Origin of the sequence: Sphingosinicella soli (assembly GCF_014199685.1) — a bacterium.
Classification (GTDB): Bacteria; Pseudomonadota; Alphaproteobacteria; order Sphingomonadales; family Sphingomonadaceae; genus Sphingosinicella; species Sphingosinicella soli.
The window spans coordinates 66095-74920 of record NZ_JACHNZ010000018.1 but is presented as its reverse complement, the minus strand read 5'-3'; the positions used below and the strand labels follow the sequence as shown (position 1 = coordinate 74920).

General features: G+C 65.8%; 10 protein-coding genes. 2 read left to right on the top strand and 8 right to left on the bottom strand.

Features of this window, described 5'->3' with window-relative positions; translation table 11 throughout:
• Positions 1-90 precede the first annotated feature (90 nt).
• Entirely contained in the window at positions 91-720 is a 630-nt protein-coding gene (locus GGQ98_RS09250; RefSeq protein ID WP_341534169.1) for an APC family permease, read from the bottom strand.
• 181 nt (positions 721-901) lie between these two features.
• Here GGQ98_RS09250 and GGQ98_RS09245 point away from each other — a divergent pair, with 181 nt between their 5' ends.
• Positions 902-2176, top strand: a complete 1275-nt coding sequence (locus GGQ98_RS09245; RefSeq protein WP_184068420.1) for an MFS transporter — start codon at positions 902-904, stop codon at positions 2174-2176.
• Here GGQ98_RS09245 and GGQ98_RS09240 read toward each other — a convergent pair.
• Positions 2173-4242 (bottom strand): TonB-dependent receptor plug domain-containing protein, encoded by a 2070-nt coding sequence (locus GGQ98_RS09240; RefSeq protein WP_184068417.1) that lies wholly within the window; start codon positions 4240-4242, stop codon positions 2173-2175. The genes GGQ98_RS09245 and GGQ98_RS09240 overlap by 4 nt on opposite strands.
• Positions 4243-4332: 90 nt before the next feature.
• Between GGQ98_RS09240 and GGQ98_RS09235 the strand changes: the two genes are divergently transcribed.
• Positions 4333-4827 (top strand): homogentisate 1,2-dioxygenase, encoded by a 495-nt coding sequence (locus GGQ98_RS09235; protein ID WP_184068414.1) that lies wholly within the window; start codon positions 4333-4335, stop codon positions 4825-4827.
• A gap of 5 nt (positions 4828-4832) precedes the next feature.
• Here GGQ98_RS09235 and GGQ98_RS09230 read toward each other — a convergent pair whose 3' ends face one another.
• The 6 genes from GGQ98_RS09230 to rpsE all read right to left on the bottom strand — a co-directional run bounded on the left by GGQ98_RS09230 (position 4833) and on the right by rpsE (position 8826).
• On the bottom strand, positions 4833-5210 hold the full coding sequence (locus GGQ98_RS09230; RefSeq protein ID WP_184068411.1) for a winged helix-turn-helix domain-containing protein: 378 nt from the start codon (positions 5208-5210) through the stop codon (positions 4833-4835).
• 44 nt (positions 5211-5254) lie between these two features.
• Positions 5255-5902, bottom strand: coding sequence for an adenylate kinase (locus GGQ98_RS09225; protein ID WP_184068408.1), 648 nt, complete (start codon positions 5900-5902; stop codon positions 5255-5257).
• Positions 5899-7248 carry a preprotein translocase subunit SecY gene (gene secY, locus GGQ98_RS09220; RefSeq protein WP_184068405.1) on the bottom strand — a complete coding sequence of 450 codons (1350 nt, stop codon included), beginning with the start codon at positions 7246-7248 and terminating at the stop codon, positions 5899-5901. Before secY ends, GGQ98_RS09225 begins: the two co-directional genes overlap by 4 nt.
• A gap of 108 nt (positions 7249-7356) precedes the next feature.
• A complete protein-coding gene (gene rplO, locus GGQ98_RS09215) occupies positions 7357-7836 on the bottom strand; it encodes a 50S ribosomal protein L15 (protein ID WP_184068402.1) in 480 nt (159 codons plus the stop codon).
• 96 nt (positions 7837-7932) lie between these two features.
• Entirely contained in the window at positions 7933-8109 is a 177-nt protein-coding gene (gene rpmD, locus GGQ98_RS09210; RefSeq protein ID WP_184068399.1) for a 50S ribosomal protein L30, read from the bottom strand.
• 6 nt (positions 8110-8115) lie between these two features.
• Complete coding sequence (gene rpsE, locus GGQ98_RS09205; protein WP_184068396.1) at positions 8116-8826, bottom strand: 30S ribosomal protein S5; 711 nt, start codon at positions 8824-8826, stop codon at positions 8116-8118.

Here is an 8826-nt window from a genome sequence, read left to right as displayed (position 1 = left end):
CACCCCATATGAATATGTCTGCAAAATATGGTCCGAGCAGCCAAAACGGTTTATCAGAGAACCGCACCATCAAAACGAGGGACTAAACACCTAGGTGAGCAGCACGAACACCAGCATGAGGCCGATGCCGCCCCCGGCTGGCGGGGACAGCGGCTGCGCCTCCGCCGTCGAGAGCGAAAGCCCCGCCGCGATGACGAGCACCAGCCCCAGAATCTCTACCCCCGTCAGCCAGCGCTGCGCGCCCGCCCCGAACCGGACGCCCGCCCAGTTGAGCGCGGTGACGGCGATCACCGCAAGAGCCGCATAAAGCGTAGGCGACGCCGGACCGACGCTCGCGATCCCGGCGAGATAATCGCCGACGATATAGGCGAGAAGCGCGATCGAGCCGGTCTGGATCACCGCGAGACGGGCCCAGGCATAAAAGAAAGCCAATCGCCTGCCGAAAGCGCGGCCAAGAAAATGATAATCGCCGCCCATGTTGGGATACGTGGAGGCCAGCTCGGCATAGCAGAGCGCACCGATGATCGAGAGCACCCCGCCCGCCGCCCACACGGCAAGCATTGCGGAGGCGCTTTCCGCAGCGCCCGCGACCAGCGAGGGCGTGCGAAAAATACCCGCACCGACGACAATTCCAATAACGAGCGCAAGCAGGTCGCCGGGACCAAGCGTCGTTCGCGGCGCCGCGAAGGGCGACGAAAGGCGCTCGTTATCTCGGTTCACGGGGCGAACGCCATCAGGAATATTCCGGATCAGTGTTCCCAAGGGAACGGCAGGCGGGCAGGCAGGTTCCCCTGCGGCGGAAAAAGCATCGCCATGGCCGCGCCGCACATGAACGGTTGACGCCGCCAAAACAGCGCTCCATCGCCATTGCCAGCAAAAAGCAGTCCGGGGGAGACGCGGCATGGCCGGAACACGTGACTTTACGCCGTCGACGCGGCGCGTGCTGACCGCGAGCCTGGTCGGCACGGCGGTCGAGTTTTACGATTTCTATATCTATGTGACGGCGGCGGCGCTGGTGTTCGGGCCGCTGTTCTTTCCGTCGGACTCCCCGTCCGTCCAGCTGATGATGGCCTATGCGAGCTTCAGCATCGCCTTCATCGCGCGGCCGCTCGGCGCGAGCCTGTTCGGCCACTTCGGCGACCGCATCGGGCGCAAATCCACGCTTGTCGCCTCGCTGATGCTGATGGGCGCCTCGACGCTCGCGATCGCTTTCCTGCCGACATACCACACCGCCGGGTGGATCGCGCCGCTGCTGCTGTGCCTGCTGCGCTTCGGCCAGGGGCTCGGTCTCGGCGGCGAGTGGGGCGGCGCGGCGCTGCTGGCGGTGGAGAACGCGCCGCCGGGCTGGCGCGGCCGCTTCGGCATGTTTCCGCAGCTCGGCGCGCCGGTGGGTTTCATTGCGGCGAACGGCCTGTTCCTGATCCTGGGGCTGACGCTGACGCAGGAGCAGTTCTTCGCGTGGGGATGGCGGCTGCCGTTTCTTGCAAGCGCCGTGCTCGTGGGCGTCGGGCTCTGGGTGCGCCTGAAGCTGACCGAAACGCCCGCCTTCGCCGCCGCGATGGAACAGGGCCCGCCGCCCAAGGTGCCGCTCGCGCTGCTGCTGAAAGACCATTGGCGCGAAACGCTTGCGGGCACGCTCGCCGTCGTGTGCTGCTTCGCGATCTTCTACCTCGCGACCGCCTTCGCGCTCGGCTACGGCACGACGACGCTGGCTATCCCGCGCGAGACGTTCCTGTCGATCCTGCTCGGCGCGATCCTGTTCATGGCGATCGGCATCCTGATCGCGGGCTGGCTTTCCGACGTGAAGACGCCGCGCTTCATCCTGATGGCGGGCTGCATCGCCACGGTGCCGACCGGCCTTCTGATGGCGCCGATGATGGAAGGCGGCGCGCTGCTGCCGGTGTTCCTGTACCTGTCGCTCGCGCTGCTCGTGATGGGGTTCGTGTACGGGCCGCTCGGGGCGTTCCTGCCCGGGCTGTTTCCTGCGCGCGTGCGCTACACGGGCGCATCGATCGCGTTCAACGTGGGCGGCATCCTGGGCGGCGGGCTCGCGCCCAACATCGCGCAGGCGCTTTCCGACCGCGGCGGACTGACCCCGGTGGGGCTCTATCTCGCGGGCGCGGCGGTGGTCAGCTTTCTGGGGCTGCTGATGGTGAAGCCGTCGAAACAGCCTTAGAGACGGGCGCGCAGGCTGGCAAAGACGCTCCTTCCCGGCTCGGGAAAGCCGTCGGTGAGCTGATAGCCGTCGTCGAAGAGGTTGCGCGCGCCCAGTCCAAGCGTGACGTTTTCCATCACGTCGAAATCGACACGCAGATTTGCAAGCACATGGCGGCCCGTCTTGTCGTAGCGCGTGCCAGCGGTGTTCACAGTCCATCGGCGCGACGCGATATCGACGTTGGGCACGATGTGCACGCGCGGGAACGGCGACCAGTCTGCCCAGACGAACGCCTTGTGCTCCGGTACGCCCGTGGGCTGGAACGCCGCGTTCGACGGATCGTCGAGGTTCCGGTGCGTCCACGTGTAATTGGCGCCCACGCCGAGCGTGTTCCCAAGGCGTGCATCGACCGCAAGCTCGACGCCGTAATTCTCCCCCTTGCCGAGGTTGCGGCTCTGCGTGACGGCCTGCGGATCGCAGACGCCGGGCGCAGTGCAGACCGTGATGATCGCCGGGAAGGCGACGATCACGTTCGTGAGACGCGCATAAAAGGCGGCGCCTTCCACCCACACGCCGCCGATCCGGCGGCTGCCGCCGATCTCGGCGTTGAGGGCGCGCTCGGCCTTCAGATCCGGGTTCGAGGTGGCGCCGCCGAAGCGCGAGCTGAAACGCTCGAAGATCGACGGGAAACGCGCGCGTGACGAGATGCTCGCATGGATGCGCGTCATCGCGTCCGGCGTCCAGACGAGCCGGCCCTGACCGTTCAGCGCGCTGCTGTTTCGGATGGGATAGGAGAACAGGAGGTTGCCATTCTGGCCCGGAACGCTGCCATACTCCTCGGCGCGTTTGAGGTCGCGCCAGTCGACGCTCGCGCCGGCGGTGACGCTGACCGTGGGTGAAAGCGCGAGGCGGTTTTCAGCAGCAACGCTCCATGTCTCCTCGAGATTTACCTGATCGGGCTCCGTGGTTCCCGCCGGGAAGCTCTGCTGGAACTCGACGTGACGATCGCGGCGATAATGCGCGGCGACGCTGAGACGGTTCGCATCGGTGAGATCAACGCCAAGCTCCGCCGAGCCGCCCCAGGCTTCGTCCTTGTAGTAGGAATTGAACGCGCGTGGCCGGGTTTGCGTCGTTTGCGTGACGTCGTCGTAGGCGGCGAGCAAATTGTCGAACGTGTTGCGATAGAGGCGCGTCTTCAGCGTGGCGCGGTCGCCGAGTGCTGTCGATGACAGGACGTAAATGCTTTCGATATTCCAGTACGGCCATACCCAGTTGCGCTGGGAGGCAACGGTGTCGGAAACGTGGAGCGGTGCGTTTTTCGAGCCTTCCTGCCGCGTGTAACTGATCGAGTATTCGTCGGTCGCGTTGGGCGTGAGACCGAGCTTCACGTTGACCCGCCAGTCGCGCGTGCGCGAGAAATCACGCGCGCCGCCGTCCTCGGACGCGGTCGGCGCGAAGCTGCCGGGCAGATCCCAGTGATCCTGAAAATTGCGCGTGTAGGACGCCTGCACGTACCCCATGTCCTGCTTCGTGCCGACAAGCGCGAAGACGTTGTAGCCCGCATAATCGACATCGCGGTCGAGCGAGAACGTGCCGCGCACCTCGGCCTCGATCGCCTTGGTTGGCTTGCGCGTGACGAGGTTGACCGCGCCGCCCATCGCGCCCGGACCGTCCAGCACCGAGGCATAGCCCTTCGCGACCTGCACCTCGGCGAGGTCGGGCGTGAGGAAGCGGCCGTAGTCCAGCCGGTTGTCGGCAGGGAGATAGACGCGGATACCATCGACCGAGAGCGGAACCTGGAAGCGATCGAACCCCCGCACGAAGATCAGCCGCTCGTTGCGAGAACCGCCGCTGGTCGACGCCGAGACACCGGGCATAAGGCTGACGGCCTCGTCGAGCGAATTGCGATTGAAGCTGTAGATCGCCTCCGACGACAGCGTGGACCCCGCGATGGCGATGTCCTCCTGCGCGGGCGCGGTGACGATGATCTGGCCAAGCGTGAACGGCCCGGCAGTTTCCACCTCGGCCGCGTGGAGTGCGGCAGGCGCCGCAGCGATCAGCAGCACCGGCATGAAAATTGCGCGCATCTCGTTCCCCCTTTTCGTCAAACGTGTCGATTGAGTCGCGGCGCGGCAATGCTATATACGAACGAATATAGCAATAGACAGGAGACAGGCGTGGCACGTTTTACAATGGCTTGGGCGGCAGGGGTCGGCTTTCTGATCGCTGGACCGGCGCTTGCGCAGACGCATTGCCCGACCGATGCGGCGCCGTTGCCGCCCGAGCTGGCGACATGGTCGGCTGCGCCCGCCCCGCTGTCGAAAGATGCCGCGCTGACCGCCGGGATCCCGGCACGCGCGGCGCTCAAGCCCACATCAGAGGTGACGTTCACCTCGGCGCCTGAGCGTGAGACGAAGCCTGACAGCTTTGGCGGCGTACTACGGTTCGAGACGCCGGAAGCCGGGACGTGGCGCGTATCGCTGGGCGCGGGCGGCTGGATCGATGTTCTCTCCGGCGGGAAGCCGGTTGCTTCCATCGCGCATGGTCACGGCCCTGCGTGCTCCGGAATCCGCAAGATCGTGGATTTTGCCTTGCCCGCCGGAACCTATGTGCTGCAGATCAGCAATGCAGCGACGAACAGCATCGACGTGATGGTCGCGCGCGCGCCTTGAGCGGCTCAGGTGTGAGGCGGTAAGGGCTCGTCCCGCAACAGCGCCAGCAGATCACGGTAGGCGGGGTCGGCCGTCACTTCGGCAAGTTTCGCCTCGAATGCGCGGTAGCGGCCGAGCAGGGCGCGCCCGAACAGGGTGAGGCGGGCGCCCTTGTCCGCGCCCCCGCCCGCCGTGGTTTCCACGACGCGCTCCTTCCAGCAGCGGTTGAGGCTGTCGACCAGCAGCCATGTGCGGCGGTAGCTCATCCCCAGTGCGCGGCCCGCCCCCGAGATCGAGCCCTCGCGATCGATGGCTTCCAGAAGATCCGCCTTGCCGGGGCCGATCGCGGGTTCGCCGCCGCAGAAGATCTGCGCCTTAAGTTTCAGGGGTCCGATAATCGCCATGATCGCCCGCCGGTTCCTTCAGGCGGAGTGTGCACCGGAGCGCGTCAGGCGTCCAGAATGGCCGAGATGCTGGCGGCGACGTCGTTCATGTCGGCCATGCCGTCGATGCGCTTCACGAGGCCGCGCGCGTCGTAGATCGGCAGGATCGGCGCGGTCTTGGCGCGGTATTCGGCCATGCGCGTGCGCACCGTCTCGGCGTTGTCGTCGGGGCGCCGCTTGAACTCGGCGCCGCCGCAGACGTCGCAGACGCCCTCGGCCTTCGGCTGCTTGAAGCGGTCGTGGTAGCCCTCGCCGCATGCCGCGCAGGTGAAGCGGCCGGTGACGCGCTCGACCAGGGCGTTTTCGTCGACATCGAGTTCGATGACGTGATCGAGGCTGCGGCCCCGCGCCTTGAGGATCGCATCGAGCGATTCCGCCTGCGCCGCCGTGCGTGGATATCCATCGAAGATCGCTCCGGCATCGGCGCCGATCTCGTCGAGCTTGTCGCCGATGAGGTCGGAGACGATCGCGTCGGAAACGAGCTGGCCCGCATCCATCACCGCCTTGGCCTTGAGACCCACGGGCGTTCCGGCCTTCACCGCAGCGCGGAGCATGTCGCCGGTCGAAAGCTGCACCATGCCGCGCTCTTCGACGAGCCTTGCAGCCTGCGTGCCCTTACCCGCCCCCGGCGGGCCGAGCAGTATGATGTTCAACGCCGATTCCCCCTCAGCTTCGCCTTCTTGATAAGCCCCTCGTACTGGTGCGCAAGCAGATGCGACTGGATCTGCGCAACCGTATCCATCGTTACGTTGACGACGATGAGAAGGGAAGTGCCGCCGAAATAGAACGGAAGCGCGAACGACGAGATCAGGAATTCAGGGATAAGGCAGATGAGCGTGAGATACGCCGCGCCGACCACGGTGATGCGCGTGAGCACATAATCCAGATACTGCGTCGTCTTCTCGCCCGGACGGATGCCGGGAATGAAGCCGCCCTGCCGCTTCAGATTGTCGGCCGTTTCCTCAGGATTGAAGACGACCGCCGTGTAGAAGAAACAGAAGAAGATAATGCCGAACGCATAGAGCGACATGTAGAGCGGCGAGCCGTGCTGCAGCGCCGTGGTGACCGCGATCATCCATTCGTTCTGCGAATTCTGCCCCGCGAACTGCGCGACCGTGAGCGGCATCAGCAGCAGCGACGAGGCGAAGATCGGCGGAATGACGCCCGCGGTGTTGAGCTTCAGCGGCAAATGCGAGCTTTCGCCCTGCGACATGCGGTTGCCCACCTGGCGCTTGGGATATTGCACGAGGATGCGCCGCTGCGCGCGCTCCATGAAGCAGATGCCGGCGATGAGCAGGATGACGCCGACCAGAATGGCGATGATGAAAACGCCCGACATCGCGCCCGTGCGGCCCTGCTCGAAGAGACCGGCAAGCGCGCCCGGGAGCGTCGCGACGATGCCCGCCATGATGATGAGCGAAATGCCGTTGCCGATGCCGCGCGCGGTGATCTGCTCGCCCAGCCACATCAGGAACATGGTGCCGCCGAGCAGCGTGATCATCGTGGTGATGCGGAAGAACCAGCCCGGATCGAGCACGGCGGACGCGCCCTGCCCCGCGCCCCAGCCTTCGAGGCCGACCGCGATGCCGTAGCCCTGGAACAGCGTGAGCGCCACGGTGCCGTAGCGCGTGTACTGGTTGATCTTCTTGCGGCCGCTCTCGCCCTCTTTCTTCAGCTGCGCCATCGTGGGCGACAGCGAGGTCATCAGCTGAACGATGATCGAGGCCGTGATGTAGGGCATGATGTTGAGCGCGACGATCGACATGCGTTCGAGCGCGCCGCCCGAGAACATGTTGACGAAATCGAGCACGCCGCCGCGCGTCTGATCGAACAGAAGCTCGAGCTGAATGGGATCGATGCCGGGCAGCGGCACGAACGAGCACAGGCGGAACACGATCAGCGCGCCGAGCGTGAACCACAGCCGCTTCTTGAGGTCGGTCGCCTTGGAGAACGAACCCCAATTGAGATTGGCTGCGAGTTGTTCGGCTGCTGACGCCATCACGTTACCCCGGAAAAAGCTCTGCCCTGCCCCCGATACGGCCGGCGACCGGAACTAGATAGGGCGCGGGACGGCTTTGCGCCATGCCCACGCCCCGAAAAATCCGTGTCAGCCCTCTGCGGACTGAGCGGCAACCGTCGTCGTGACCTTGCCGCCGGCCTTCTCGACCGCTTCGAGCGCACCCTTCGACGCGCGCGCAACCGTGATGTCGAGCTTCGCCTTCAGCTCGCCCTTGCCGAGCAGGCTGACACCGTGCTTCGATTTGCGCACCAGGTTCGCCGCAAGCAGCTCCGCAGCGCCGATGGCGGCCTTCGCGTCGAGCTTCTTTTCATCGATCGCGCGCTGGATCGTGCCGACGTTGACGATCGCATAATCCTTGCCGAACGGGTTGTTGAACCCGCGCTTCGGCAGACGCATGTGGAGCGGCATCTGGCCGCCCTCGAAACCGTTGATGGCGACGCCCGAACGGCTGGTCTGGCCCTTCTGGCCGCGTCCCGCAGTCTTGCCGAGGCCCGAACCGATGCCGCGCGCAACGCGCGTCCGGCTCTTGCGGGCGCCCTTGTTGTCCTTGAGATCGTGTAGTTTCATGGTGTGCACTCGCTTTCGCTATGTTCGCGCGTTGTTGATAGCCCCTCTCCCCAACCCTCCCCGCGGACGGGTGGCGGAGGGAGAGGGGGCCGATAACTACTCTACCACCTGCACCATGTGCTGGACCTTGCGGATCATGCCGCGAACTTCGGGCGTGTCCTCCAGCTCAGACATGCGGTGAAGCTTGTTGAGGCCGAGCCCGACGAGCGTTGCGCGCTGGTCCTTGGTGCGGCGGATGGGCGAACCCACCTGCTTGATCTTGATCTTCGCCATGATGACTTACTCCGTGACCGCGTCGGCTTCGACCTGCACGGCGGCGCCGGACACATCTCCACGACGACCGATGAGGTCGGCGATCTTCTTGCCGCGGCGCTGGGCGACGGCCTTGGGCGAGGTCTGTTCCTTCAGCGCCTCGAAGGTCGCGCGGATCATGTTGTAGGGGTTGTTGGTGCCAACCGACTTCGTGACGACGTCGGCAACGCCGAGGCTTTCGAACACGGCGCGCATCGGACCGCCGGCGATGATGCCGGTGCCCTGCGGCGCCGAGCGCACATAGACCTTGCCCGCGCCGAAATGGCCGAAGCCATCGTGGTGCAGCGTGCGGCCGTCGCGCAGCGGCACGCGAACCATCGCCTTCTTGGCGGCGGCGGTGCCCTTCGAAATCGCTTCCGGCACTTCGCGGGCCTTGCCGTGGCCGAAGCCGACGCGGCCCTTGCCGTCGCCGACGACGACGAGCGCTGCAAAGCCGAAGCGCTTGCCGCCCTTCACCGTCTTCGAGACGCGGTTGATGTGGACGAGCTTTTCGATCAGCTCCTCGCCCGCGTCCTGGCGCGGTTCACGGCGATTGCCGCGGCCGCCGCGATCGTCGCGACGCCCACCACGTCCGCCACCGGCGCCGTCACGGCCCTGTCCGCCGCGACCCCGACGGCCCCGGCCTTCGGTCTCGACAGCTTCCGCCTCGGGGGCGTCGATCTGGGTTTCGTCAGCCAT

Bases quoted from the DNA above. Each gene is read 5' to 3' on its own strand.
- GGQ98_RS09245 (WP_184068420.1), top strand. From the start codon at position 902: ATGGCCGGAACACGTGACTTTACGCCGTCGACGCGGCGCGTGCTGACC.
- GGQ98_RS09240 (WP_184068417.1), bottom strand. From the start codon at position 4,242: ATGCGCGCAATTTTCATGCCGGTGCTGCTGATCGCTGCGGCGCCTGCC.
- GGQ98_RS09230 (WP_184068411.1), bottom strand. From the start codon at position 5,210: ATGGCGATTATCGGACCCCTGAAACTTAAGGCGCAGATCTTCTGCGGC.
- secY (WP_184068405.1), bottom strand. From the start codon at position 7,248: ATGGCGTCAGCAGCCGAACAACTCGCAGCCAATCTCAATTGGGGTTCG.
- rplO (WP_184068402.1), bottom strand. From the start codon at position 7,836: ATGAAACTACACGATCTCAAGGACAACAAGGGCGCCCGCAAGAGCCGG.
- rpmD (WP_184068399.1), bottom strand. From the start codon at position 8,109: ATGGCGAAGATCAAGATCAAGCAGGTGGGTTCGCCCATCCGCCGCACC.
- rpsE (WP_184068396.1), bottom strand. From the start codon at position 8,826: ATGGCTGACGAAACCCAGATCGACGCCCCCGAGGCGGAAGCTGTCGAG.